The sequence below is a fragment of the Lactobacillus sp. ESL1191 genome, assembly GCF_058504435.1.
Window position 1 is genome coordinate 318,639 of record NZ_CP196365.1, and the last position, 26,684, is coordinate 345,322.

29 protein-coding genes and 1 riboswitch are annotated in these 26,684 nt (G+C 41.6%); of the genes, 27 read left to right on the forward strand and 2 right to left on the reverse strand.

Annotated elements, in window-relative coordinates; translation table 11 throughout:
* Window positions 1–134: 134 nt before the first annotated feature.
* The 6 genes from ACSYSN_RS01825 to ACSYSN_RS01850 all read left to right on the forward strand — a co-directional run bounded on the left by ACSYSN_RS01825 (window position 135) and on the right by ACSYSN_RS01850 (window position 5,639).
* Window positions 135–1,217 carry a M42 family metallopeptidase gene (locus ACSYSN_RS01825; protein ID WP_491712518.1) on the forward strand — a complete coding sequence of 361 codons (1,083 nt, stop codon included), beginning with the start codon at window positions 135–137 and terminating at the stop codon, window positions 1,215–1,217.
* A gap of 74 nt (window positions 1,218–1,291) precedes the next feature.
* Window positions 1,292–1,383: riboswitch (TPP riboswitch) on the forward strand.
* A 42-nt stretch (window positions 1,384–1,425) separates the two neighbouring features.
* Window positions 1,426–2,010 carry an ECF transporter S component gene (locus ACSYSN_RS01830; RefSeq protein ID WP_491712519.1) on the forward strand — a complete coding sequence of 195 codons (585 nt, stop codon included), beginning with the start codon at window positions 1,426–1,428 and terminating at the stop codon, window positions 2,008–2,010.
* A 279-nt stretch (window positions 2,011–2,289) separates the two neighbouring features.
* Window positions 2,290–2,613 carry a hypothetical protein gene (locus tag ACSYSN_RS01835; RefSeq protein WP_491712520.1) on the forward strand — a complete coding sequence of 108 codons (324 nt, stop codon included), beginning with the start codon at window positions 2,290–2,292 and terminating at the stop codon, window positions 2,611–2,613.
* A 104-nt stretch (window positions 2,614–2,717) separates the two neighbouring features.
* Window positions 2,718–3,911: a hypothetical protein gene (locus ACSYSN_RS01840; RefSeq protein WP_491712521.1), complete on the forward strand. Its 1,194-nt coding sequence runs from the start codon at window positions 2,718–2,720 to the stop codon at window positions 3,909–3,911.
* Entirely contained in the window at window positions 3,908–4,519 is a 612-nt protein-coding gene (locus ACSYSN_RS01845) for an ATP-binding cassette domain-containing protein (protein WP_491712522.1), read from the forward strand. The genes ACSYSN_RS01840 and ACSYSN_RS01845 overlap by 4 nt, the downstream gene beginning before the upstream one ends.
* 4 nt (window positions 4,520–4,523) lie before the next feature.
* The gene (locus ACSYSN_RS01850; RefSeq protein WP_491712523.1) at window positions 4,524–5,639 is read left to right on the forward strand and encodes a hypothetical protein; all 1,116 of its coding nucleotides are present in this window, start codon (window positions 4,524–4,526) and stop codon (window positions 5,637–5,639) included.
* 100 nt (window positions 5,640–5,739) lie between these two features.
* On the opposite strand, the gene udk is transcribed toward ACSYSN_RS01850, so the two are convergent.
* A complete protein-coding gene (gene udk / locus ACSYSN_RS01855; RefSeq protein WP_491712524.1) occupies window positions 5,740–6,381 on the reverse strand; it encodes a uridine kinase in 642 nt (213 codons plus the stop codon).
* A 170-nt stretch (window positions 6,382–6,551) separates the two neighbouring features.
* Between udk and ACSYSN_RS01860 the strand changes: the two genes are divergently transcribed.
* From ACSYSN_RS01860 to ACSYSN_RS01930, 15 genes are all read left to right on the forward strand, one after another.
* Window positions 6,552–7,418 carry a LysR family transcriptional regulator gene (locus tag ACSYSN_RS01860; RefSeq protein WP_491712525.1) on the forward strand — a complete coding sequence of 289 codons (867 nt, stop codon included), beginning with the start codon at window positions 6,552–6,554 and terminating at the stop codon, window positions 7,416–7,418.
* Between the two features lie 99 nt (window positions 7,419–7,517).
* Window positions 7,518–8,993: an FAD-binding protein gene (locus ACSYSN_RS01865; RefSeq protein ID WP_491712526.1), complete on the forward strand. Its 1,476-nt coding sequence runs from the start codon at window positions 7,518–7,520 to the stop codon at window positions 8,991–8,993.
* A gap of 12 nt (window positions 8,994–9,005) precedes the next feature.
* Window positions 9,006–9,740 (forward strand): SDR family NAD(P)-dependent oxidoreductase, encoded by a 735-nt coding sequence (locus ACSYSN_RS01870; protein ID WP_491712527.1) that lies wholly within the window; start codon window positions 9,006–9,008, stop codon window positions 9,738–9,740.
* Window positions 9,741–9,750: 10 nt separating this feature from the next.
* Complete coding sequence (gene vprA / locus ACSYSN_RS01875) at window positions 9,751–11,202, forward strand: vinyl phenol reductase (protein WP_491712528.1); 1,452 nt, start codon at window positions 9,751–9,753, stop codon at window positions 11,200–11,202.
* Window positions 11,202–12,395 (forward strand): MFS transporter, encoded by a 1,194-nt coding sequence (locus ACSYSN_RS01880; protein WP_491712529.1) that lies wholly within the window; start codon window positions 11,202–11,204, stop codon window positions 12,393–12,395. The genes vprA and ACSYSN_RS01880 overlap by 1 nt, the downstream gene beginning before the upstream one ends.
* A gap of 232 nt (window positions 12,396–12,627) precedes the next feature.
* Window positions 12,628–13,350, forward strand: a complete 723-nt coding sequence (locus ACSYSN_RS01885) for a GntR family transcriptional regulator (RefSeq protein WP_491712530.1) — start codon at window positions 12,628–12,630, stop codon at window positions 13,348–13,350.
* A 2-nt stretch (window positions 13,351–13,352) separates the two neighbouring features.
* Complete coding sequence (locus ACSYSN_RS01890) at window positions 13,353–14,042, forward strand: GntR family transcriptional regulator (RefSeq protein WP_491712531.1); 690 nt, start codon at window positions 13,353–13,355, stop codon at window positions 14,040–14,042.
* A gap of 13 nt (window positions 14,043–14,055) precedes the next feature.
* A complete protein-coding gene (locus ACSYSN_RS01895; protein WP_317637840.1) occupies window positions 14,056–14,523 on the forward strand; it encodes a PTS sugar transporter subunit IIB in 468 nt (155 codons plus the stop codon).
* 15 nt (window positions 14,524–14,538) lie between these two features.
* Complete coding sequence (locus ACSYSN_RS01900; protein WP_317637841.1) at window positions 14,539–15,366, forward strand: PTS mannose/fructose/sorbose/N-acetylgalactosamine transporter subunit IIC; 828 nt, start codon at window positions 14,539–14,541, stop codon at window positions 15,364–15,366.
* On the forward strand, window positions 15,347–16,171 hold the full coding sequence (locus ACSYSN_RS01905; protein WP_491712532.1) for a PTS system mannose/fructose/sorbose family transporter subunit IID: 825 nt from the start codon (window positions 15,347–15,349) through the stop codon (window positions 16,169–16,171). The genes ACSYSN_RS01900 and ACSYSN_RS01905 overlap by 20 nt, the downstream gene beginning before the upstream one ends.
* Window positions 16,172–16,189: 18 nt before the next feature.
* Window positions 16,190–17,260 carry an SIS domain-containing protein gene (locus ACSYSN_RS01910; protein WP_491712533.1) on the forward strand — a complete coding sequence of 357 codons (1,071 nt, stop codon included), beginning with the start codon at window positions 16,190–16,192 and terminating at the stop codon, window positions 17,258–17,260.
* A 37-nt stretch (window positions 17,261–17,297) separates the two neighbouring features.
* Window positions 17,298–18,293, forward strand: a complete 996-nt coding sequence (locus ACSYSN_RS01915; protein ID WP_491712534.1) for an SIS domain-containing protein — start codon at window positions 17,298–17,300, stop codon at window positions 18,291–18,293.
* Between the two features lie 20 nt (window positions 18,294–18,313).
* Window positions 18,314–18,727, forward strand: a complete 414-nt coding sequence (locus tag ACSYSN_RS01920) for a PTS sugar transporter subunit IIA (protein ID WP_491712535.1) — start codon at window positions 18,314–18,316, stop codon at window positions 18,725–18,727.
* A gap of 465 nt (window positions 18,728–19,192) precedes the next feature.
* Window positions 19,193–19,528 (forward strand): PTS sugar transporter subunit IIB, encoded by a 336-nt coding sequence (locus ACSYSN_RS01925; protein ID WP_317637846.1) that lies wholly within the window; start codon window positions 19,193–19,195, stop codon window positions 19,526–19,528.
* A gap of 14 nt (window positions 19,529–19,542) precedes the next feature.
* Window positions 19,543–19,893 (forward strand): PTS sugar transporter subunit IIA, encoded by a 351-nt coding sequence (locus tag ACSYSN_RS01930; protein ID WP_317637847.1) that lies wholly within the window; start codon window positions 19,543–19,545, stop codon window positions 19,891–19,893.
* Between the two features lie 75 nt (window positions 19,894–19,968).
* Here ACSYSN_RS01930 and ACSYSN_RS01935 read toward each other — a convergent pair whose 3' ends face one another.
* Window positions 19,969–21,414: a 6-phospho-beta-glucosidase gene (locus tag ACSYSN_RS01935; protein WP_491712536.1), complete on the reverse strand. Its 1,446-nt coding sequence runs from the start codon at window positions 21,412–21,414 to the stop codon at window positions 19,969–19,971.
* Between the two features lie 151 nt (window positions 21,415–21,565).
* Here ACSYSN_RS01935 and ACSYSN_RS01940 point away from each other — a divergent pair, with 151 nt between their 5' ends.
* The 6 genes from ACSYSN_RS01940 (at window position 21,566) to ACSYSN_RS01965 (ending at window position 26,641) form a co-directional block, all read left to right on the forward strand.
* The gene (locus ACSYSN_RS01940) at window positions 21,566–22,069 is read left to right on the forward strand and encodes a PTS cellobiose transporter subunit IIA (protein WP_491712537.1); all 504 of its coding nucleotides are present in this window, start codon (window positions 21,566–21,568) and stop codon (window positions 22,067–22,069) included.
* Between the two features lie 80 nt (window positions 22,070–22,149).
* Complete coding sequence (gene celB, locus ACSYSN_RS01945; protein ID WP_491712538.1) at window positions 22,150–23,499, forward strand: PTS cellobiose transporter subunit IIC; 1,350 nt, start codon at window positions 22,150–22,152, stop codon at window positions 23,497–23,499.
* A 111-nt stretch (window positions 23,500–23,610) separates the two neighbouring features.
* Window positions 23,611–24,081: a Dps family protein gene (locus tag ACSYSN_RS01950; RefSeq protein WP_491712539.1), complete on the forward strand. Its 471-nt coding sequence runs from the start codon at window positions 23,611–23,613 to the stop codon at window positions 24,079–24,081.
* A 92-nt stretch (window positions 24,082–24,173) separates the two neighbouring features.
* The gene (rpiA, locus tag ACSYSN_RS01955; RefSeq protein WP_491712881.1) at window positions 24,174–24,869 is read left to right on the forward strand and encodes a ribose-5-phosphate isomerase RpiA; all 696 of its coding nucleotides are present in this window, start codon (window positions 24,174–24,176) and stop codon (window positions 24,867–24,869) included.
* A gap of 113 nt (window positions 24,870–24,982) precedes the next feature.
* The gene (locus ACSYSN_RS01960; RefSeq protein ID WP_491712540.1) at window positions 24,983–25,903 is read left to right on the forward strand and encodes a nucleoside hydrolase; all 921 of its coding nucleotides are present in this window, start codon (window positions 24,983–24,985) and stop codon (window positions 25,901–25,903) included.
* A 12-nt stretch (window positions 25,904–25,915) separates the two neighbouring features.
* Window positions 25,916–26,641 (forward strand): GntR family transcriptional regulator, encoded by a 726-nt coding sequence (locus ACSYSN_RS01965; RefSeq protein WP_317637854.1) that lies wholly within the window; start codon window positions 25,916–25,918, stop codon window positions 26,639–26,641.
* Window positions 26,642–26,684: the final 43 nt, after the last annotated feature.

Genomic DNA, 26,684 nt, shown 5'->3' on the forward strand with positions numbered 1-26,684 from the left:
TCTTTTGGCGGAAAAGGTAGCTTGTTTGAGAGATTTTGCTGGGGGTAACTGTGCTAGAGACTAGTTTTGTTCGTCCAGCTGCGGTAGTTTTTGCTACAATGGAAGAATAAGTAATTATTCACGAGGTAAATAAAATGGAAAAAGAACAAGAAATCAAGATGCTCAAGGCTTTTTCAAATGCTAATGCAACTTCAGGTTTTGAGGAAGAATTTGTTAAGTTATTTAATGAAAGCGTCAAGGATAGCGCTGATGTCAAGGTCGATGGGATGCTCAACGTGTATGCTGCCAAGAAGGAGAATCAGGCGGGGCGCCCGCTTATTCAGCTTGATGCGCACTCTGATGCCGTCGGCTTCATCACGCAGGCGGTCAGGCCCAATGGGATGATCAAGTTTGTTCCGCTGGGCGGCTGGGTTAAGTACAATATTCCAGCCTTGCGGGTCAAAGTTAGAAACCGCCAGGGTGACTATGTACCAGGTGTTGTTGCTACCAAGCCACCTCACTTTATGACTGAAGCGGAGCGCAATAATGTGCCTGATGTTGCAGACATGTCGATTGACGTTGGGTCAAGTTCGCGGGCGGAAACTATTAACGACTACCAGATTGATACAGGTTGTCCGATCTTTGTTGATGTCGAGTGCGAATATAATGAAAAGTCGGGTTTGTTCTTTGGTAAGGACTTTGACGACCGCTTTGGAGCAGCTGCCATGGTTGCAATTCTTGATCAGTTAAAAGGTGAAGAAACCAACTTTAACCTGGTTGGCGCTCTTTCCAGTCAAGAAGAAGTAGGCTTGCGCGGTGCGTATGTCACTGCTAGGGCGGTTAAGCCGGACCTCGCCATTGTGCTGGAATCATGCCCAGCAGATGATACCTTTACTCCTGAATGGTTGTCACAAACTGGCTTAAAGCGGGGCCCCATGCTACGGGATATGGATACTTCCTTTTTACCGAATCCAAAATTTCAACAGTATGCCTGCGACTTGGCCGATCAAAATCACATCCCGTATACGCGTTCAGTTCGTACTGGGGGTGGACAAGATGGGGCAGCTATCTACTATGAAAACGGGGCGCCGACCATTGTGATTGGGATACCTGTGCGCTATGAACATTCACCATATTGTTTTAGTGCCTACCAAGACTTCAGGGCTGCTGTTGAGCTGGCGGTTGCGCTTATTCGCGATTTAACTGCGGAAAAGTTGGCCAGTTTTACTGAATTCTAAATTAGTTAATAACGGCTAACCGGTCAATTTGGGCAGTCATCTTGTCTGGTATGTGATATACTAAGTAAATAATTAAAAGTCACTAGGGGTGCGTCAATTAGCTGAGAAATACCCTCTGAACCTGAACAGGACAATACCTGCGTAAGGGAAGTGTTTATGATCGATAAATGCGTACTCCTAATGAAATAACTAAGTTAGGAGTATTTTTATGTTTACCAGATCATCAAAATGGAATGTTAAAGCGGTTATTCTGATTGCATTAATCGGCATAATTATGGGCGTAATCTACACTTATGGCTTCAATTGGGCCTTCAACTTGATCAAGCTGGCTCTTTTGCCAACCGGTTTTGCTCCGGTAACCGATGCGATCTTTACCGGTCTTTGGCTACTGGCTGGACCTTTAGCGATGTATTTTGTGCCGACCCCTGGTTCAGGAATGGTTGGTGAAGCGCTAGCAGCAATTGTCGAGATGGCGATTGGCGGCCAGTGGGGTGCGATTACGGTTTTACAAGGCCTGATACAAGGAGCTAGTAATGAAATCGGCTTCTTTCCGCGCAAGCGTCGCTACCAGCAATTTTCTTGGCAGAGTGTCTTAACCGGCGCCTTCTTTGCTGGACTTGGAACTTTCATTCCGACGTATTTTTTATACGGTTGGAGTAAGTTTAGTCTTCAGTTACAAGTGGCGATGTTTGTCGCAACCATGATTTCTGCCATTGTGTTTGACGGGATCTTGGTTAAGTTAATTACTAACTTGTTTGACCAGGCGCTGAAGCCCAAAATTGCTAGTGAATAAAGGCCTAGGATAAAAATAATAGTTTAGACAAAAAGTCTGATAAATCACGGTAAAACGTTGATTTAGCAGACTTTTTACTTATGAAATGAAATTAATTAAAATTTTTGCTGGATCAAGTATCTAGTAAAGCAAAGACTTAAATATGAAAAATAAAATATTTTAAAATGATAAAATTAAATTTTTAATTGACAAAAATGATTAAATTATATAATATAAATTCATAACACGAAAGCGCTTATCTGTTATTTGTTTAAAAATCAGGTTATTAAGGAGGACATTATGAAAAAGAATGTTTTAAAACGGATAATCGTTGCCTCAAGTTTAGTTTTAGGTCTTGCTGGTTCGGTCAATGTCATGGCTGATACGATAAATCAATCAAAAAATGGACAAGAAACTTATGCTACGGCTCCTAGAGTTCAAGCGATTAAGTCCTATACATATGATACTTATGCTACTGCTAGAGGACAATTTAATAAACGTGCGTACAATTTTATTTTGGTGCCACCATCAGCGCGGCAAACTGGCTATAACGATTATTTTGTCAGCTATCGAGGCGGTAAAGGTACCTGGAACCGTGTATATTCTTATTCGGGAGGATATTAGGTTAGGGTCGGTATAGGTTAATTTTTAGTATTTAAAGCAATTGGAGCTGTTAGATTTAAAATCATCTAGCAGCTCTTTGTTAATCTAATAAGGAAGTGGCCCAGATGTCGTATTTCAAATTGCAGTTTAAACGGACGCTCAAAAGCAAATTCACTTGGCTTAGCCTATTGGCCATTCTATTGAGCTGCTTCTATTTTTGGAAACAAAATTATCATCTTAATAAGTCAGATAGTCATGAACTTGTTACAGCCCGGAATAACTTGGCTATCCAAAAGGGCAACATCAAGTATTATCAAAAAGAACTAAAAAAGGGCAAAGTCGAAAAGAAAAATAAGCAACAGCTTCACAAAGATCTTAAAGAAAATCAGACTTTAGCTAGGGAAAACCAGACGCTGATTAAGTCACTTGAGACCAAGGACTGGCAGCGCGCCTATGCGATCTTGATTAAGCAAGCAAAATCTGGGTTAAATGATGCTAAGCGTAATAATGGTAGTGATTATTCACTAGCTTTGTTAAAGCGAGATTTATGTCAATTGCAGCTTCTAGCTAAGCAACATTTGGCCATGGAAAATGAACATTTCCCTATTCAGGGCGGCTTCTTTGTCCTTTTTATGATGCAAGAAGTTTTGCCCCCACTTACTATTTTGGCGGCGATTTTTATTTTAACTAAGCTATATTCAGCTGGTTATTATGAACGAATGAGATTGGGTAATTTATTACCCCAAAAGCAACTTGTCTTTACCGAATTTACTACAGGATTAATGATTACTTTTGCTTATTTTCTCTTGATCTTCTTATTGGTTTTTCTTCTTCCCAGTATCTTTTTTGGAACTGGCAACTTGAATTATCCGATTACGGGGATGAATCCAGGCGCTAAGGAATACACTTTTACGCCGATGTATCAGCTCTTTTTGCCGATTTTAGGCATAGCGTTCTTAAGTTTTGCCTTTATTACTGGGGCCGTCCTACTTATCGTACAGCTGCTTAAAAATCGCCTGCTGGCTTTATTTGCTGCTGTACTTTTACTGGGTGGTGGCATGATATTACCCCAATATGTGGTTGCTGTCCGTAATCTTGCGCAATTTTTACCCACGAGCTACTTCTTTGCCTTACAGCCAGTAGACGGCATGTTTGGTATCAGTAATGCCTACGTGTTCACAGACGAAAGTCAACTTGTTACTTATCCGCAAGTCAACTTTAGCAATGGGCTAATTGTTTTAATAATAGGAACAGCGGTACTGTTATTTTTAAACCAGCTGCTTGCTAAGAGAATTCAAGCAGGGAGGAAAATAAAATGATTGAAATAAAAGATTTAAGTCTGACGCTGCGCGAACCAATTCTTAAAGATGCCAATTTTTCTTTTCAGGAGGGGTCAATCTATCTGTTGCATGCCCTCAACGGCACTGGCAAAACAAGTGTCTTGCGAACGATGGTTAACTTAATTGCCCCCAACTCTGGTCAAGTTTTGTTTGATGGTCAAAAGTTTGCTCAGGTTAAGCAGCAGGTTTTTTATTTGGAAACGTCTGACTGGTTTGACAAGAATCTCTCGGGACTGGATTACTTGAAATTTGTTAAAAGTGAATGGCAATCAGAGCAAGATTTGAATTCGGCAATTGAGCGCTGGGAGATGGGCAGCTACATTAAAACTCCTATCAGGAAGTATTCACTAGGGATGAAGCAGAAGCTTTTGGTTGCTCTTTATAGGGTAAGCGATGCTAAGTACTTGTTGATGGATGAAATCAACAATGGTTTGGATGCAGATAGCCGGCAAGTACTATATCAAGAGTTGTCAGCCTGTGCTTATCAAAGGAAGTTAATTATTATGGCTTCACACTACCAAGACGAAGTGGAGAATATTGTCGATGAAACGGTGACCTTGGACCATCGTCAGTTGATTAGGGGGTAAGATTATGGCCTATTTCAAGTTGCAGTTTAAGAAGGTTATCAAGAGTAGCTTGACTTGGCTTATTCTGAGCGTGGTGCTGTTAGGTGCCGGACTTGTTTTGACTTATAATGCTGTTAGCGGCGACCAATCTTCGATTAGAACAGAAGTAACTCGGGAACTAGATCGTAAGAAACAGGTCCAGTCCAAACTGTCCGGAGATAACAAGCAAGTTAAAAAAGATCGTGCTATCTTAACAGCTTTGAACCAAAGAAACTGGCAGCTGGTCTACCGAATGATGATTAAGCGGAATAGGGAGCAAGTGGCAGGGATAAAAATTGGCGGAGAAAAGTATAGGCAAGATACTTTACAAAAAAACCACCGTTTGCAAGCTCTTTTGCGGGCAAACGTACCTGAAGAAGACGAGCAAAGGCCTAAGCGTGGGTTTTTATTTCTATTCAAGTTGCTGGAAGGCTATTTACCTGCTTTGATCACTGTAATGCTTTGTTTTGTTTTGAGTAATTTATTTGCAGCCAAGTACGTTGACCAGTTAAATCGTGATAATATACTACCCAGTAGAAATATTTTGGCTCTGGACCTGATTCTGGGTCTTTTAGTAGCCAGTGGTTTAACGTTAGTAGTTGGATTGCTTATTTTTGGCGTTAGCAGTCTACTTTTTGGCCCTGGTTCACTTGCTTATCCTATATCTGGTGTTATGCTACCTAAGTTGCAAGCCCAGTATTTACCATTATCTCATTGGCTGGCGCAGACATTAACTTTAACTGCTTTGGTAGGAATTTTCATCGTGTTCTTAATTCTATTTTTGGCGCAAGTTACACGTAATCAGCTAAGCTGCCTCTTCTTAGCGCTAGTTCTACTTTTGGGTGGCGCTATTTTACCCCTGATTTTGCAATCGGCGTCAAAAGAGGTGGGCCATTTACAAACTTCAATAGTACGATATTTGCCATCAACTTATCTCTTCTCTGCCCAGGTGGTGACAGGTAAGTGGGGAACGAATTTAGAAGATCCACAGATTAACTTTGCTGTTGGTTGTCAAGTTTTGGTCAGCGCGATTGCTATACTGGCAATCTTAAATCTAGTGTGGCCTAAAGTTGAAAGTCGAATTGTTAAGCATATAAACTAGTAATTAACAGCATATTTGTAGGTGCAATTATTAAATTTAGCAATATATAATGAAAAGAGCCCTGAAAGCTGTTGACTTTCAGAGCTCTTTGCGTGCCGGTTTACTTAATGTTTTCGCTTAAAACGGCATGTACTTTAGTGGTCAACATATCGATGGCCACATCGTTGGCACCGCCTTCGGGGATGATAATATCGGCATAGCGCTTGGTTGGTTCGATAAACTGATGATACATTGGCTTGACGGTGCCAAGATATTGTTCAATGACCGAATCAAGCGACCGCCCCCGTTCTTTAATATCACGTTCGAGCCGCCTAATAAAGCGAATATCGTCATCGGTGTCAACGTAGACTTTAATGTCCATCAAATTGCGAATATCTGCGCTAGCTAAAACTAAAATTCCTTCTAAAATGATTATCTCGGCAGGTTCAACGTGAATAGTGTCGGTGCTTCTAGTGTGCTTTTTGAAGTCGTAAACCGGCATTTCAATAGCTTGATATTCAAGTAATGATCTCAGCTGCTGCTTAAGTAGCTCTACATCAAACGCATCTGGATGATCGTAATTGATATTCATTCGGATGTTCATCGGGATGCCAGTGTTATCCTTGTAATAGGAATCCTGCGTCATGATTAAAACGTGTTCATTTTCTTGCATTTGCTCAACTATTTTGCGGGCAATGGTGGTTTTACCACTACCAGAACCACCGGTAATACCGATCACGACCGGTTTTTCGAGTTTAGACATGTTGACACTCCTTTTTATCAATAAACATTTTACTTTACTTTCCCACTAATTACCAACGTATAGGGTAAAAAGTAATTTGTTAATTAGGATTTAGGGTTTAACCTTCATCATATTTTTTATATCATTAATTTGTGAGAACAATAACTTGAGTTATCAACTAGGTGGAAAAAATGAATTATAATCTAATGCCAGTTAAATATTTTATTGATGTGGTTCAGACACATGGCTTTATTTCTGCGGCTAAACGGAATTATGTTTCTGAAACTGCTGTAAGTTCGGCCATTAAGAAGCTTGAAAGCGACCTCGGTCAAAAACTAATTAACCGCTCTAACGGAAAATTTGCTCTAACCCCGGTAGGAGAGGAATTTTACTGGCGTGCCGTTGAGGTGGTTAACTTATATAGCGAGATTTGGCATCATCCCAACTTTGATCCTAAGCGGATCCTACGGGTACATTTTTTGCCTGGATTTGAAAATGAGGCAGCCAGGTTAGTGGCAAAACTGCCTCAGGAGTACGAATTTAATTTTGATGAAGAAAATATTGATATGGGTATCCGGCGATTGATTAATGGTAATTTTGATCTTTTGGTTGGTTTTGAACTAGCTTTTGCGGGCAACACGAAGATTGCTTGTCTGCCTTTAAGAACAATTGGATTTGACGTAATACTAAATCAGCATGAACTTGCTGATCGAAACGAAGATGTTAAAGGTCTTGCAAGAACGAGTACGATTTATCTGGAAAATTGGAATTCGACAGGAATTATGAACATTCAACGGGCAATGTTAGAAAGCTATCAGCAAAACGACTGGGCGTATCAACAAATCGAAGAAGTAAATAACTTTGCTGCCGCCGCCCTCAATGTCAATTTTAAGGGTGGGATAGCACTAATCCCAGATTCATTTATTCTTCCTATTCAATGCACGAATGTGTACCGCTGTTCACCAGCTCACTTGAAGCAAGCTTTTAAAATTGTGCTTGGAATGTCTAGTTCTGTTTCGGAAGATTTTAGAAAAATTATTAAACGGGCGATAACTTAAAGTTGTTGCCAGCAACTTTAATGTGTTAGCGCTTTCTTGTAAAGTGTTTTAGAATTCAATTGTAATGAAAATCACAAGATTAAAGAAAGGAAAATTACAGTGGATTCTATCTCTACTAGTGTTGTTGTTGTTGGGTCAGGTTCATCAGGCATTTCTGCCAGTTTTGAACTTTATCAGCAAAAGATTCCGTTTGTGCTCTTAGAAAAAGGTAACAAAGTAGGAGGTGCTGGAAAGTTTGGTGCTCATGGGGTTTTTGCGATTGATTCGAATGAGCAGAAAGACCGCAAGGTTGAATATGGGTACCGTGAAGCTTTTAGCGATTTAACAGCTTATAGTCACTACTTTGTTAATGGCGAACTATTAGCTCGTTTTTTGAAACGATCGGGTGCAAATATTGACCGCCTGGCTAAGATGGGCTTGCCGGTAACAGTGGAACAAAGTGAACAAAGAGCCCATTTGGATGATCCAGAAGTTTATCACAAGTTCAATAACTTCAGTGAAAAGATGGCCAACTGGGATAAATTGCCGGCAACTTTTGAAGCAGCTGGTAACAAGGTAATGTTGGAAACGGCAGCGGTCGACCTGGATTATGCTAACGGCTTAAAGGCCGTAATTGCTGAGGATAAGAACGGTCAGCGGACCAGAATTGAAGCTAAAAAAGTTATTTTTGCAGATGGTGGATACTGTGGCAATGAGGAGATGCTCAAAGCCAGATACTCAGATGCTGCTGAACTGCTGAATCTGGGTGAACGAAAGTCTGATGGAACAGGCATTAGGCTAGTTCATGAGTTGGGCGGCGACTGGCGTCATAGTCCAGCGTTGTTTGCTCATGGCTGTGCTCCAAGCAGAAACATTAATCCGATGAAACGTAACAGTGCAGTTGAAGCATTAACAAACCTGCCACTCTTATGGCTTGATCAAACTGCTAATCGTTTTGTTAATGAGGATGTTGTTTATGACTTTGCAATGTGGGGTAATGCTGCACATAATGTGCAGGGTAAATACTACGTACTACTCGATCAGCCAACGCTTGATACCTTTGCTAGGTCTAAGGTTGACCTTGAAGATACATTTGAGCGGCAGTTTTGTGAAGTGGGTGAAGAACCAAGCACGACGGTTGGGCCACTGCCACATATTCAGCAGGACTTCGACCAGGCTGTTGTAACTGGTGAGGTGGTCAAGGCTGCTAGCTTGGAGGAACTGGCTCAAAAACTAGACTTACCAGTGAAATCACTAAGCAGGAGCGTCGCTGCCTATAACGAGGCCGTTGACCAAAAAGATGACCAGACTTTTCTCAAACCGACAAAAGAGCTATTATTTGGTATTCATGAGGGTCCATACTATGCCATTGTTGAACACTGTGCAATCTTAGGGACACTGGATGGTGTGAACGTTGACCGTAACTGTCAACCCGTAAAAGAAAATGGTCGACCAATTAAGGATATCTACATTGTTGGTAATAATGTTAACGGTTTATACTCAGATGGTTATCCGAGTTACGAAGGGATTGCCAACGGTTTTGCCTTTGTATCGGGTTGGATTGCAGCCGAAGAAGCAGTTAAAAGTTTGAACTGAGAGGACAAAAAGATGTTAAAAGGAAAAGTTGCAGTGATTACAGGCGCTGCCCAAGGAATCGGTTTGGCAATTAGCGAAGAATTTGCTAAGCAAGGTAGTGACGTGGTGTTAACGGACTATAACGACGAGGTGATAACAATTGCAGCCAAGTTGAACGACCAGTACGGTGGTAGGATTACCGGCTTAGTCTTAAATGTCATGGAGACAGAAAGTATCAAAAATGGACTAAATAAAATTGTTGCTGATTTTGGCAAGATTGATTATGTAATGAACAATGCGGGTGGGGGAGTTTTAAAGCCATTTGCAGAACTAACTGATGAAGACTTTGATAAAACGGTTAACCTGGATTTGCGTGGTACCTTCTTGTGCATGCGGGAAGAGATCAAACTCTTCTTAAAGCAAGGTTACGGTTCGATTGTAAACACGAGCGCTCTAGGTAGTATTTACAACCCAGGTGGAATGGGTGCATACAATGCGGCCAAAAATGGTATTATCGGAATGACTCAAGCGGCTGCTATCGACTATGCGGACAAGCATATTCGGGTTAACAGTGTAGCACCAGGTCTCACTAAGACGCCATTAAACGAAGGTGGCTTTCTAGACAAGATTTTGCCAACTGTGCCAATGAAACGGGCTGAAACGGCGGCTGAAGTTGCCAAAGTCTTTGTTTTTGTTGCAAGTCAGGCTACTTTTATGACAGGCCAAACCATTCTAAGTGATGGTGGGGTGTCTGTTGGTTTGAAGTAGGAGGTCCCTGATGTTTCCTCAACAAACAAAATACGATTTGGTAATTGTTGGTGCTGGCCTTGCTGGCTTGGCGGCTGCAGTTAGTGCTGGTGAACAGCATTTGCGCACATTAGTTTTGGAAAAAGGTCGGACAATTGGCGGTGATGGTAACTACGTCGAAGGCGCGATGGGAGTTGATAGTTTTTTACAAAAAAAACAAGGTATTAAGATAGATCCAATTGAACTTCTACAAGACGAACTAAATTATTCCCACTATGAGGCCAGTGCACCGCACTTAAGCAAGTATATTAGCCAAAGCGGTCAGGCGATTGACTGGCTTCACGACTTGGGGGTTGAGTTTAGTAAGGTAGGACCACAGGGAAAAAGTTGGCCAACTATCCATACTTTTGCTGGTGGTGGTCATGCAGTGGTTCAAAAGTTATTGCAAAAAGCCCAGGATTTAGGTGCGGAAATCGTCACCAGTGTCAGTGCACAAAAGATCTTGCAAGAAAATGGGCACATTGCCGGGCTCTTAATGCAAAGTGAGGCCACGGGGCAAGAAAGAGAAGTTGCTGTAAGCAAAGTGATTCTGACAACAGGAGGGTACGTTGATAATCTAGAATTAGTTAAGCAACGGATCCCCTTTACGGCCCGCTTATTGTCAGTTAGTGATGGCAAATCAACGGGTGATGGTATGAAACTTGCTTGGCAGGCTGGTGCCGAACACTATCAAATGGGCGCAATCCAGTATGGCGGCGGTGCAATTCTGGACCAGACCAGGCCCGCTTATGTTCACATGCCGGCGCAATTGGCGGCGGCTGCTACGCAAGAAGCAATCTTGTGGGTTAATGAGCGTGGTGAACGTTTTGTTAATGAGGACGTTAATGACAATATGTGTCATGCTGGTAGCGCCATATTGACTCAGTCTCGCACTTTTTCAATTTTGGATCAGGCTGCAATTGATCACTTAACAAATGTTGGTCTTTTTAAAGAAGTAGGAAATTCGCCTGTTTCGCCAGATAAGTTTGTACATTTAAAAGAGGAAATTGAGCGTGATTTAACCAATAAAGAAAAGTACCTGACTAAGGCGGATTCGCTGTCTGAATTAGCTGAAAAGCTCAGTCTACCAGCTCTGCAAGCCACAATTAAGCGCTATAATCGTTTGTCCCAGGAGCAGCAAGATACTGACTTTGGTAAGGCTGAACAATATTTGACACCGCTTAGAACTGGTCCCTACTATGCAGTTGAACTCGGTGTTGGTATGGCTTGTGCTATTGGAGGCATTCGAGTAGACGACGACAACCGGGTACTGAACAGCTATGGTTATCCGCTTGATGGTTTGTATGCTGCCGGTAACGATGCTGCCGGAATGTTGGTTGGGGATACTTATGCGGTCACGCTGCCAGGTAGTACAGCCGGTTATGCTATTTTTTCGGGTCGTAATGCAGTGCAACATATTGGTAAAACGGTGAGGCAACTTTAATGGGAACAGTAAATAAAGCATACGTTGTCAAAACTAGGACTGGTGTTTTGGCAGTCAGCATGATTGGTATGGCTGCCTTAGCCATCACACCGTCATATGCGGCAATTGCCAAAACATTTGCGCTAAATAATACTAGTGTACAAATGCTGACTTCCTTACCTAACTTATTTATGATGGTAGCCGGGATTATCATTGGCAAGTTAACAGCAAGTAAGATAAACCTGAAAACGTTAACTATCTTTTCAATTCTGTTAGTCATGGTAGGTGGGTTGCTACCATTGGCTTTTCATCATTCCTTTCCTTTTTTGATTTTTTGCTCTTGCTTGGTTGGACTGGGTCAGGGTGCTTGTACTAATCTAACTCAGGTACTGATCTCACAAATTTTACCAAAAGAGGAACGGGCAGCGACGATGGGCCTTTCGACCACGTTTATCAATATTGGTGGAGTTGTTTTCATTATGGGTGGTGGCCAGTTAGCAGCAATGAGTAGCTGGATTAATAACTATTGGATTTACCTATTTTCACTATTGATTTTGTTAGTCGTCTTGGTCTTGCTCCCATTCAATCCGAAAGAGCTGAACCAGGGTAGTAAAAGTTCTGCCACAAGTAAAATAAAACTAAATAAATATGTCTTTTATTGCGCATTTTGGGCCTTTCTAACTATGTTGTTGAATAATGTCTTAAACAACAATATTTCTTTGTTTGTAGTAGAGGAAAATCTAGGTGCTACTTCACAAGCTGCACTTACTTCAACAATCTCACTAGTTGGTGGAATGCTGTGCGGTTTGCTAGTTGGTTTCATTGGTAAAAAATGCAAATTTTCATCAATTGCTCTTTCATTCCTACTATACGGGCTGGCCTACTTACTAATTGGTCTGTTTCATTCACTATTAATTGTCTTTGTGGGCAGTTTCTTAGTTGGTGCGGCGATGAGTATTGCGATGGGACAGTTCCCGTATCTGATTTCGATTGTGGTTGATGATCATAGTGTTTCAATGGCACTGGGAGTTTATGTTGCGATATACTCAATTGGCGGTGTAATTAGCCCCTTGGTTATTAATCCATTAACTAATATTGTAAAAAATGTTGGCCTGAATGTTTTTTCTGCTAGTGGCATTTTAGCCATTGTAATTGGCTGTCTTTGTTTGCTAGTAAAGTTTCAAGCGAGGTTGGTCGAGCACTCATTAGGTTAAAAAGAATAGTTGTTTTAAAAAATTCCGTTTTTGCTTAAAGCAAAAACGTTTTTTTGTATTTAAGGAAATGTTTATAAAAAGATTGACATATTAAATGAAAGCGATTACTATTAATCTGGTACCAAAAAAATAAAATTTATCACTAATTAATGTTTATTTTAGCTAATTTAAACGACTATTATCTTAAAAAAGAACCATATAATTATTTTAAAGAACCAATTAAAGCGAGACCATGGAATATAAGGAAAGATCAGCTGCAATCCAAGCGCAGGAATATTTAGAACAACTAATTAAGTTCAACCATAAAAGCAAGGTATTGCCGTCACAAAGGGAAGTTGCAGAGCAGCTTAATATTAGTCGCAACGCCGTTATGCACGCACTAGAATGGCTAAAGAGTGAGGACCAGGTTGCAGTTAAAGAGCGCACGGGCATAGCTGCTAATTCCAAAATTGATATTAACATGCTTGGTATGGAGTCAATGACTGCCGAATTGAAAACTAAGTCCGTAACAATAAGGCATTTATCAACCGAACTTATTTCGCCCACACCAGTCTTAAGGAAGTTTTTCGGTGCTGAGGTTGAGCAATTAATCAAAATTAGCCGGGTCAGACTAACTGCTGGTGTTCCGTTGACGTATGAGATAGCTTATTTTGATCAAAGTCGATTTGCCAAATTGGCCACAACGGACTTTACTGATCGTCCCTTATATGAATTTCTGAACCAGCAATACGGAATCAAGCCAGCGTACGGGCAAGAAACGATTACCTGTGTTTTAGCCGATCAAAGAACTAGTGAAATTTTAACAGTGCAGGAAGGAACGCCCTTATATCAAGTACAAAGCTACAACTACCAATCAGATGATACCCCTTTGGAAACTACAGACCAATATTTGATTGGGAGTCGCTTTAAGTATCATTTTAAGGCTAATAGTATTTATGATTACCGCGAGGATTAATCATGTTATTTAAAGAAATATATACCGACTTGAACCGAAAGATAAAGGCAAAAGAGTATCCTCCTGGCAGTACGTTGCCAACGGAAATAGAACTTCAACACATTTATCAGGTTAGTCGTACAACGGTTCGTAAGGCAATTGACCAGTTGGTGGCAGAAAACCAGGTTGTGCGCAAAAAAGGAAGTGGTATTTTCGTTGCACCAACGATTTCAAAACAAAACATCTTAGAGATGACGGGCATCATTAAACCGCCATACCTTGAATCTTCGGATCGGGTGAAATTTAAAGATAGTTATCTAAGACTAGTGGGCCCATATTATGCTGATCTGTTTAAGATCAACACTAATGATCTTTTGTATGATATTTCTTTCTTAACGGCAATTGCAGGAAAGTTAACCAGTGAAAGATTATTGTTGCCTTTAGACCAATTCCCTGATTTTGATCCTGCTTGTTTAAAGGTTACGCCAATAATTGAGGTAGTTAACGCGGGCAAGTTAAAGCCAGCAGATGTTTTTCAAGATTTTCAATTAATCAAGGCAACAGATGAGCTTAGTAAGCAACTTGGTGTGGCGGAACAGGGACCGGTCTTTAAAATAACGAACCTTTTTTCAACTAAAGAGGGCAAAATTGTAGCTGTTGAGTACAGGCTACAAGATGCTTTAACTACTAAGTACTCAATTGATTTTAGTTAATGGAGGAAAAATAATGATTAAACTTGTCAGAGTGGATCACCGTCTTGTTCACGGTCAGGTGGCTGTTTCCTGGTTTAATAGTTTGGATGTTAATACGATCTTCGTGGTAAACGATGATGTCGCTAAGGATGATTTTCGTAAATCGGCTATCAGGTTAGCCAAACCGGAAAATGCCAAATTGGTCATGAAATCTGTCGCTGACAGTATTAAGGCAATTAATTCTGGTGTGACAGATAAGTATAAGATGTTGGTTGTTGTAGAGTCAGTTGCAGATGCAGTTAAATTGCTTAAAGGTACTACAGATGAAATTAAGGGTATAAACCTAGGTGGTACTAAGCCCCGTGAAGGAACTAAGAATTATTCTAAAACAATTAATTTGACTGCTGCAGAAGCCAATCAATTAGCTGAATTGCAGGAAACAGGCGTTGATGTTTGGATTCAGCAGGTTCCGAGCGAAGAGCGGCAAGAATTTCATAAATAAAATGGGAGCTGAGTTATGAATGTTTATTTAACCGCAATTATTTTAGCTTTAATTGCGATGATGGGAAATGGTGAGTACTTTTTAGGGTCATCGATGTTATCAAGACCGCTAGTAACGTGTACGTTAACTGGGCTGGTATTAGGAAACTTGCAGCAGGGAATTATCATGGGTGCAACGCTGGAACTGGCCTTTGTGGGGTCGTTCTCAATTGGCGCTGCGATTCCACCAGAGATTATCTCTGGTAGTGTATTAGGAACTGCCTTTGCGATTGGAGCAGGTAAGAGTACAGCAGTTGCCTTAACTTTAGGTATTCCAATTGCGTCGTTAGTACTAGTGATTAAAAACCTTTGCTTTATTTTTATTTTGCCATACTTTGTACACCATGCCGATAAGTATGCCGCAGCAGGCGATGGCAGTGGAGTAAGTCGAATGAATGTCCTGGGTGGTTTTTTATCGGTTAACTTACCAATTGGACTGGTCGTTGGTATTTCTTATGTATTAGGAAGTCCAGTAATTAAGGGCATCCTAGGTGTGATTCCGCAATTTGTGATTAATGGGTTAGGGATTGCCACCGGTTTGTTGCCGGCCTATGGATTTGCGCTCTTGATGAAGATGATGATTAACAAAAATAATGTCACCTTCTTTATTATTGGTTTTGCCTTAGCAGTTTACCTCAAGCTGTCTGTTACCGGAGTTGCTATTTTTGGAGCTTGTCTAGCCCTGATTTTAACCGGTTATTCAGCTTTTAAGGGTAAGCCGATAGTAAATGGAGTATCAGGTACGAACAAAACAGAAGTGAATACTGGTCAAGGAGGCATTGATTATGAAGATGAAGAATTCTAAGTTACTTACCCGAAAGGATTTAATGAAAACTTTCTGGCGTTCGTTTACGATGGAATGGGCCTGGAACTATGAGCGGCAAATGAACTTGGGTTATGCCTATTCAATGATTCCAGCTTTGCGAAAAATATACGGTAATAACAAAGAAAAATTAACAGCGGCCTATCAACGTCACCTTGAATTTTATAATGTAACGCCGTGGCTAAGTACTTTTCCGTTGGGCATTTCGATTGCAATGGAAGAGCAGAATGAACTTGATCCGGATTTTGATGCTGACTCAATCAACAGTATTAAAGTTGCTTTGATGGGGCCCTTGAGTGGAATTGGTGATTCTTTCTTCTGGGGAACCTTACGTGTTATTGCAACGGGGATTGGTACTTCCTTAGCGCTACAAGGGAATATCCTGGGGCCAATTCTGTTTTTGCTGATTTTCAATATACCGGCCTTGCTGGCTCGGTATTACGGCTTATTCGTGGGCTATAATATTGGTTCTTCCTTCATCGACAAAGTCCAAAAAACTGGCCTGATGGATAAATTAACCTATGGTGCCTCTGTGTTAGGTTTGGCGGTAGTTGGTGCAATGGTGGCATCGATGGTCACCCTCAAGATGCCGTTAAAGATTGGTAGTGGAACAGATGCGACTACTGTCCAAAAAATTTGTGACGGAATTGTTCCGGGTATTTTGCCCCTACTCTTTACCTTCTTTATTTTTTGGCTCGACAAGAAGGGCTGGAAGTCACAATACATTTTGTTATTGATTGCGGCAATCGGTATTTTCGGTGCATGGTCAGGAATACTCGGCCAGTAATTTTCAAGGAGGTAATTGGTGAAAAGTATAGAAGATTATGTTAAATTAGAACCCCAATATTATCGGTATGTCTTGGCAAACTATCAAGAATTGTTTGTCCAAAAATTTGCTGAGCTTGACACGAGTAAGATTGATAATGTGGTGATTTATGCAACAGGTTCAAGTGCTAATGCTGCTTATGGCGCCTTACCCCTGATGAGTAAAGTGCTGGGGATGCCGGTCCAGATTGAGGAACCATCTATTGCTGAGAATTACTTGCTAAAGGTGAAGCAAAACACCCTTTGTATTGCAATTTCTCAGGGAGGACATAGTTATTCAGTAGTTAAGCTTATTGAACGGTTGCAAGCAACTGGTCATGCGGTCTTTACATTAACTAGTGAACTCACTAGTCCGGTTGCCCGTGTCAGTCAAAATGTCTTAACAATGGGGATGCCAGTTGAAGAAATGCCATACGTTAGTGCAGGTTACAGTATCGAAATTTTGGATCTAATGATAATTGCTCTAACTATTGCTCAAAAAGAACAAAGGCTAACAACAAAAGAATTTAACCAATATTTAGCCGAGTTAAGGACCATAGCCCAAAAATTACCTGACGTTATCAGGCGTGCAAGTGAATGGATTGCTCGGCAGTTACCTAGCTTTGTCACCGCTAAAAGACTGATGTTCATCGGTTATGGTGCGGCTTATGGTGTAAGTCGTGAAGGAGAAACTAAGACTACTGAAGCCGTGCGGATTAGTTCTTGGGGCAAAGAGCTAGAGGAATACATGCATGGGCCCTATCTCGGACTCACAGCTGATGATTTCATCATTTGTTTGGAACCAAATGGTAAGTTGCAGAAGCGGGCGGACTTGCTAAAACAATTTTTGGATAAGCATGTTAATAACATCTATACCATTTATGCCAACGACGCGCGGAATAAGCAAGGTCATGACTTGAGTCTTGGCATCGAAACGGATGAACTATTGACAGCACTCTTTATGACCGTACCGGTTCATTTGCTGGCCTACAGCTTGTCAAAAGAGCACGGTCATGACTTGCAACACTCTGCTTATCCAGACTTCGATGAAATCACTTCGTCAAAAATATAAGTACTACTCAATAATTTTAGAAAACAAGAGGAATAAGATGCGTAAATATAATCAAGAAAAATTAGTTAACAGTATGAATGGCGCGCTTAAGTTGCGTGAACAGATTAATGAGATTATCGATCCCTTATTTGAACAAGGGATTTCAAATATTTGTTGGTTGGGCATTGGTGGTACATACGCTTCTGGGATGCAGGCCAATATCCATATGAAAGAAAAGACAGCCCTAGAAACGTTTTATCAAAATGCTGCTGAGTATCTCGTTACTGGCAACAAGCGAATTACTGCTAAAACCTTGGTAGTGATTTCATCAGTTACTGGTAACACGCAGGAAATGGTCGATGCTGTTAAGCGGTTGAATGAGGTAGGGGCAACTATCTTGGGCTTCATGGATGATTCTAAGGCCAAACTAGCTGCAAGTTTAACCTACTGTATTTCATACCCGGAAAATGAGCAACTGAAGTTTTTTATGGTTGGCGACCGGTTAATGTACCTAAATGGTGAATTTCCAGACTACGAAGACTTCTATCAGGAAATGGACGCCCACTTTGCTGAAGATATTGCTCAAATTGGTAAGCAAGCAGATGATTTTGCGCAAGAGTTTGCTATTAAGCACCATGAAGATGCACTTCATTACTTTGTTGGTGCCGGTAACCAATGGGGGGCAACTTATTCTTACGCTATGTGTTATTGGGAAGAGCAGCACTGGCTTAGGACGCGCGCAATTGAGGCTGCTGAATTCTTTCATGGAATGTTTGAAGTGGTGGAACGTGATACTCCCGTTACGGTATACGTTGGCGAGGATACACAAAGAGCACTCAGTGTGCGGGTAGCTAAGTTCTTACCGGAAATTTGTGGTAATTACACCATTATTGATACCAAAGATTATGCTTTACCAGGCTTTTCAGAAAAGTACCGCGGAACTTTGTCGCCCTTTGTTTTCCATGAAATTAATAACCGGATTGATGTCCATATTGAACATCTCAACCGGCACCCGATGGACATCCGGCGCTATTATCGTGCCTTAGATTATTAAAAAAGATGGGCTTGACCGTAATGACTGGAGTGATAATCTGTACCCATGGCAGTTCTGCACCAGAATTATTGAATTCTGCGGAAATGATTTGTGGAAAACAAGTAAACTGCCGTACTGTAAACTTTGCAATGGGCGAATCGCTAGATGATTTAGAGCAAGAATTGCGTCAAGCAATCGCCTCACTTTCTGGACCAATAATCGGTCTAACCGACTTGAAAGGTGGGACTCCGTTCAACATCTTGGTAAAACTAGTTGCTAGTCAACCAGAAATGGAAATTGTGACCGGAGTGAATATTCCACTACTACTTGAATTGTTTATTAACCGTGAACAAGTCGCGCTTAAAGAGTTAGTCAAGCTAGCGGTTGAAGCAGGGAAAAGCGGTGTATACCACTATCAAGAAGAAACACCAAGCAAAATTGATGAAGAATTTTAAGGTAAAAATGCGGAGCGTAAAGCGACGCATTTTTTATTTTATTTGTGATTGAAAGTGCTATCATGGTAAGTATCTAAACAGAAGCAAAAAAGCTTTAATTAAGGAGGCAAAATCATGTTTTAACTGAAAACTTAGCCAGTTTGTTAAAAGGCAGTGTTGTTGGCAGAGTGAGTGCAGTAGTTCTTGTTGTTTTAGGGCTGGTCGAGCTGTTACTTAGCATAAAATACAGTAAGCAAATATTACAAAAAGGGACCCAAAATGGTTTTGCCCCAATTTCAATAGCTTCGTCCTTATTCTTTGGTCTTGTCTTACTGGTAGTGGGTATTATGCTGTTGATTGCGACGTTTTAAGGGCTAGGCAAACTAGTTATTTTCAATGGGAATTTCACTTTTTTATAGAAAGCGCTAACGCAAAAGTGCTATAATAAAGTAAATCTTATGATACATTCAGGAGGAATACACTATTATGGCAAAACAGACAATTATGCTAAATTGTAGTGCTGGAATGAGTACTTCATTACTGGTAACTAAAATGCAGCAGGCAGCCGAAGAACAAGGGATTGATGCGAAGATTTTCGCTGTTCCAGCAGCGGAGGCCGATAACCACATTGAGCAGGATGATTTAGATTGTGTTTTGCTGGGGCCACAGGTTCGTTACATGGAAAATGACTTTAAAAACAAGGTCAAAGGTCGCGGAAAAGATGGCAAAGATATCCCACTAAGCGTGATTGATATGCGCGCTTACGGTATGATGGACGGCAAGAAGGTTTTACAACAAGCCGAAGACCTAATCAACGGGTAATACAGGAGATAGAGATGGCAGAAAATAATACATCTGAACAGGCAACTTTGGAATCAGCGATGGGCTTAATTGTCAATGGTGGTAACGCCAAAAGTTCGGCATTTGAGGCTATTCGGCTAGCAAAAACAGGTGATATTGAGGGCGCTCGGGCCAAACTGAAGGAAGCGGATGAAGCGCTCAACGAGGCCCACAATTCGCAAACTGGAATGCTTACCAAAGAGGCACAGGGTGGTCATACCACGGTTACCTTGCTGGTGGTGCACTCACAAGATCACCTGATGAACGCAATTACCTTCAGAGATTTAGCTGGTGAAATGGTCGATTTATACGAAAAACTGTATGAATCTGGTACTTTAACCAAGTAACTGGCAGTTTACTGTTATTACTGCAAACAAAAAGCGAAGTTAGTAATAACTTCGCTTTTATGATGCTTAAAAATCCTAGTCGAGATCTAAACCGTTAGTTTGGATCACTTTCTTATACCAGTCAAAGGAATCCTTGCGTGAACGCGTTAGGTTACCTTCGCCAGCGTCATTTTTGTCAACATAGATAAAGCCATAACGTTTATCCATTTGACCAGTACCTGCTGATACCAGGTCAATTGGTCCCCATGGCAAGTAACCCATCAAGTCTACACCATCGATTTCAACTGCTTTTTCCATTTCTGAAATATGCTGTTTCATATAGTCAACTCGGTAGTCATCGTGGATCGAACCGTCAGCTTCGACCTTATCGTAAGCACCCAAGCCGTTTTCAACGATGAATAATGGCTTGTGATAACGGTCGGTCAAGTGGTTCAGAGAAATCCGCAAACCTTCTGGATCAATTTCCCAGCCCCAGTCGCTTCGCTCCAAGGTTGGATTGACAGCAACGGCTTTTTCTAAATCATTCAGTTGATCGGGATTAACTTTTTCGGCAGAAACGGTTGTTGACTGGTAGTAACTAAAGCCAACATAGTCAACTGTGCCTTCCTTTAGAACAACGCGGTCCTCATCTGTAATGTCAGGCCGATAGCCGTTACGGGTAATGTAAGCCTCAACCTCGTTAGGATATTCACCGAAGACGTGAACATCGGAGAACCAAGCGCGTCTTTGTTCATACTTGTCTGCCAGTAGCACGTCGTCTGATGAAGGCGTTAATGGCCGGACCGGCGAATAGTTAATCATACAACCAATTTGGAAGTCGGGATTGATCTTGTGACCAATTTTAACGGCTAAAGCAGAGGCCACCAGCTCGTAATGGGCTGCTTGGTACATTGCTGCTTCTTTTTCTTGATCGGTGAGCTTATCTAAAATCACCCCGGAATTAGTAGCCATCAAAAAATCATTATTGTAGGAAGATTGGTTGTCAATCTCATTGAAAGTCATCCAGTACTTAACGCTGTCCCGGTAACGTTCAAAGCAGACCGTTGCAAAGCGAACAAAAAAGTCGATTAACTTTCGGTTGGTAAAGCCACGATATTTTTTGACTAAATTAAACGGAATCTCAAAGTGTGAGAGGGTGATTACCGGTTCAATTCCATATTGGTGGCACGTAGCAAACAGGTCATCATAGAATTTTAGACCGGCCTCATTGGGCTGCTCATCGTCCCCATTTGGAAAAATTCTGGTCCAAGCAATTGAAGTTCTGAAGGCCTTAAAGCCCATTTCAGCCATTAACTTGATATCTTCCTCATAGTGGTGGTAAAAGTCAATTGCGCTGTGATTAGGGTAATTTTTCCCGGCAATAACTCCATCGGTAATTTCACGAGGCTGCGTAGCTGAGCCAACAGTCATGACATCGGCAACGGACATGCCCTTACCGTCAACATCCCAAGCGCCTTCTAATTGGTGAGCAGCAACGGCGCCGCCCCATAAAAAACCATCTGGCATTTTTGCTGAATACATTTTGTCTCCTTACTCAATTAATTATACTGATAGCGTTAACATTAATATTTTATACCAAATGAGACAAGGACAGCAAGTTAATCTATAATAAACGTTAACTAATATGATAAGCATATAATTAAAAACATTACTAAATCAAGTGGAGGAAGACATGGCAGGCAATAAGGTTAAGGCAAACGAAGTTGAACGTAAAAAACGTGAAGATAAAATTAAATATCTCTATTTCAGTCGATATTTAATGCTGCGGTATCTTGTGACCTTTTTTTTATTTGCCAACCTCTTTTGGTGGTTGATTTTAATCCAGGATAAAATGGGAGTAGGGATGATGGTTGCGGGCCTAATGACTCTTGGTGCTGGGGCTGCAGCGGTGGAACAACTGACCAAATTGCATCATCGTAAGCTTGATGTGCCAGTGACGCGTATCTATCTTTGGCTGCAAGTGGCGGTTAATCTGTTGTTAAGTTGCCTTATTTTTCTGCCAATCAGACCGTGGTTTTTCCCTTTTATCACGACGAGCAATACGGCTTATGTAGTTCTGGCGATCCTGCTGATTGGAATTGTGCTTGCGTGCGTAGCTGAACAGCGGATTCATAATATTCTTATTGGTAAAGACAAGTATCAGCAAGTAATTGATATCTATCAAAAAGAAAAATAAAATTTGGAATTTCCTAGGAAAAGGCTTACAATAAATCTTATCTTAAAATTTAAAACCAAATAAAGAATGGAGTTTAAAAAATGGGTGAAACAACAAAGATGCCGTTGAAGGATCGGATTGGCAATGCGGCTGGCAAGTTTGCGGCTAGCCGGTTTGTAAGAGCAATTATGGATGCGGGCTTCAGTGTCATTCCGTTTTCTATTATTGGATCGATCTTTCTGATTTTGACGGTGTTTCAGCAAGCGGTACCAATACCTGGCTTTGATGTCTGGTATACAGCTACAGTTGGGCACTTTACCAACTTATTTCAATCGGTCTATAATGCCACCATGGGGATAATTGCACTGGTCTTTGCAGGTACATTTGCTTATTCTTATACTAAAATTTATCGGGATGAGGAACAGTTAAACCTAATTCCAATAGATGGGTTAATGATGTTTTTAATGGGCTTCTTCATTACGGTTGCTGAACTAGTTTGGAAGAACGGCAGAGTGGAATTTCTGCAAACCATTACTAAAGATAAGATGGTTGCTGGCGGCTATCAGGCTTCAACTGCGGGTATTTACCGCATTGGGGCGGTTGGTATTTTTGTAGGCCTGGTGGTTGCCTGGCTGACAGTGCAGATCTACCGCTATACGGTCAAGCATAACTGGCAAATTAAGATGCCACCTTCAGTTCCATCGGGAGTGGCTAACTCGTTTAGTGCGATTATTCCGGGCTTCTGCGTTGCGGTAACTATATCCGCAATTAATATGGCCCTAGTTTTTGCCGGAACGGATTTATTCAATTTGTTGTTTATCCCTTTTTCGTTCATCAGCAATATTGTTGATACTTGGTGGGGATTCTTGATTATCTTGTTCTTAATTCACTTCTTGTGGTGGTTTGGGATTCACGGTGCAACTATTATCAGTTCATTCTATTCACCAATTGTGTTGGCCAACATGACGGCCAATTCTCATGGTGCCCACCACATCTTTGCCGGTGAGATTCTGAACGCTTTTATCACGATTGGTGGTTCGGGTGCTACTTTAGGCTTGGCAATCTGGCTTGTGCTGCGGGCCCGGTCGGTCCAATTGAAAGAATTGGGTAAAGTAGAAATAGTTCCGGCATTCTTTAATATTAATGAACCGATTCTGTTCGGCTTACCAATTGTCTATAACATTAGTTTGATGATTCCGTTTATTTGTGCACCGCTTGCATCTGGGGTGGTCGCATACACTGCATTTGCAATGAGGCTAGTGCCGGTAATTAGGATTAATCAGCCTTGGCCTACCCCGGTCGGAATTGGTGGTTATGTTGCGACGGCTAGCTGGCAAGGCGGTGTGCTAGCAATTATTTGTGCAATCGTGGCCTTTATCGTCTGGTATCCATTTATTAAGCATTATGATAATGTGTTGCTAAAACAAGAAAAGACTACTGCGACCGCCTAGTAAAGGGCTAGTCATGGTTGATTGAAGTAGTAAACAAATCTTTAGTAATCTAACCGCTTTCCTGCTAAGATGAAGGTGTCAAGTAAAGTATCTAAGTGGAGGAGTTTTGATATGAAATATCCTAAGACAAAAGAAGTATTAAACCAACTGGTTGCTGACCTTACGCAGATGCAGATGATTGTCCACCAACATCATTGGTATATGCGGGGCAACCGTTTCTTAAAATTGCACCCGTATTTGGATAAGGTCATGGACGAGTTAGCAGACCAGCTTGATCAAGTGTCAGAGCGCCTGATTACGCTTGACGGCTCACCGGTTTCTACTTTAAGTGAAATTGCCGCCAAAACTAAAATCAAGGATGAACCAGGCAACTGGAATGAAACGATCGATGAACGCTATGCCAAGATTATTGCGGGCTATCATTACCTTGATCAACTCTATGAAAAAGGGATCAAAGCTAGTGATGAGGAAGGCGATTATTCTACTAATGATCTACTGACCGGTTTTCATACTGAGATTGAAAAGCGGATTTGGATGATGGCAGGTGAAATTAACCAGGCACCAGAACTTGATCCGGAATAAAAAGTTAATTAAGTAAATAAAGGCGGTTTGGTTAAACCGCTTTTTTGCTATAATAAGTTTAATAATGGTAATTGGTAAAAAGAAGGAAAATGATGGATAAACAAGCACAAGATAAGCTCAAGGAGCAAGCTGGCGTAAAGGCTGCTAGCTTGGTTAAGTCCGGGATGAAGTTAGGCGTGGGGACGGGTTCAACCGTTGCCTATTTGATTGCCGAATTGGGTCGGCGGAAAAAAGAAGAGGGCCTAGAATTAGCAGCGATTGCTACGACTTCTAGTAGGAGTAAGAAGCAGCTAGAAGATCAGGGTTTCACAGTGACAGAGTTAGCCGCTATTGATCAGCTAGATCTGACCATTGACGGGGCTGATCGCTTGGCCACGAATTTTGATGGTATTAAAGGTGGCGGTGGAGCTCTGACCATGGAAAAAAACGTGGCAATTAATTCGAAGCGGGTAATGTGGATTGTCGACGAGTCTAAACTAGTTGACCGTCTGGGTGGTTTCCCCCTGCCCGTTGAGGTCTTGCCCGTTTCTTGCGAACAGAATTTCCGCCGCTTTCAGGCAGAGGGGTTAAAGCCAGCCTGGCGCATGGCAGGCCATCAGCGCTTGGTGACGCATTATGGTAACTATCTGATTGACTTCAAGGTCGATCCCATCCCTGTGCCGCATAGTCTAGCCGCATACTTGGATCAGACCGTTGGTGTCGTAGAACATGGTTTGTTCCTCGACATGTGTGATGAAGTTATCATTGCGCACATGAGTGGTGCAATAGAGGATCGCCAGAAGTTTTAAGCAAGTATAGATTAGCTATTAGCAATAAGCTGGATTTTTGCTGATTAGAAAGGCAAGGATGGTCTATATTTGGTATGATTACCTGATAGACTTATTGATAAAGAGGAAACCTTATGACGAAAAAACCGTTGATCATTAGTACTGATCCTGGAATTGATGATGTAGCGGCAATTACGATTGCCCTGTTTGCCGAGCAAGTTGATGTTAAGCTGCTAGCAGCAACTTGGGGAAATGTCCCTTTAGCCAAAACATTAATCAATACGCTAAAATTAGAGACCTTTTTAAAAACTAAGGTGCCAGTCGTTAGTGGGGCTGCCCTGCCGCTAATGCGGAAGATTATTGATGCTGCTGATGTTCACGGCAAAAGCGGGATGGCAGGGTATGAATTCCCTGAGCCCGACCAGAGTTTATTAGTTCCTGGTCTTGCAGCTGAGCGCATCCATGACTTGGTGGCTAATAGCCCTGAAAAAGTCACTTTGATGCAAATTGGACCAGCAACCGATTTTGCCCTTTACTTTAGACAATTTCCTGCTGATTTGGCTAACATTGAACAGCTAGTAATCATGGGTGGTGCAATCGGCCGGGGCAACTGGGGACCATACAGCGAATATAATGTTGCTGGCGATCCCGAAGCCGCACAGATTGTTTTTTCGAGTGGGGTCAAGATTTTACTAGCTCCGCTCGAATTAGGCCACCAAGCATTTGTAAGTCAAAGCACCCTGCATGAATTACAGACTTTAGGTCGAACTGGCGATATGCTCTATCATTTGTTGACCAACTTAAATGATAAGACAGATACGGATGGCCGTGAAATATATGACGCGTTGGCGGTTGGGATGTTGCTTAATCCGGCAATGTACACCTTCAAACCAGCCTATGTCGTTGTTGATACTAAGAGTCCCAGTGCTTATGGTGCTTCAATTATTGATTTTGACAACTTCTTTAAGCAACCGGCCAATGCTCAAGTGGGAGTCAGCGTCGACCGTGAGGCTTTTGCGGATTGGTTCATTACCGCAATCAAAAAAGCGCACTAATTGAGGTAGATTATGGCAGATTTCGTTTATCGAACTGTGATGCATGACATTAAACAGAATATTTTAGATAATAAGTACGAAGGGATGCGTCTGCCGGATGAGCGGAGTTTAGCTGAACACTACCAGGTCAGTCGTTCTTCGATGAAGCGGGCAATGGAGCAGCTCTCACAGCAAGGGATTGTTTTTAAAAAAAGGGGCAGTGGCACCTTCATTAACCCACTTTATTTAAAAAATCAGTCCCTCTTTCGTTATGAGGGGTCAAATCTGGGCCTGACTGACAGTCTGAAGATGCCAGGGAAGACTCAGGGGATTAAGCTACTTGACTATCACGTCATTGAAGCACCCAAGGCAATTGCCCAGGATTTATTTCTTAATTCCGGCGACTTTGTCTATGAGTTTCGGCGTCTGCGTTTGTTAGATAACCGTCCATTTTTGATTGAAACCGGCTACTTACCGATCAAGATTGTACCGGAGTTAAAGCCCGAACACTTGCAGAAGTCGCTCTTTAATTACTTGGAAGACACGCAAAATAAAGTAGTGACCAAATCATTTCTCAATATTACGGTTGAGCCCTCCAGTCAGGAAGATCAGAGTCGTTTAAACTTAACTGCGACCGAGCCTGTGGGTGTGTTGGAAGGAATTTTCTTTTTAGACGACGGTACGCCGTTTGAAGTATCTACGATGCGGATTCATTACCAGTACATGCGCTTCAATACCTTTGTTAATTTGAATAAGTAAAAACAGCAGACTAAAACCTGCTGTTTTCAGTTGGATACATTCT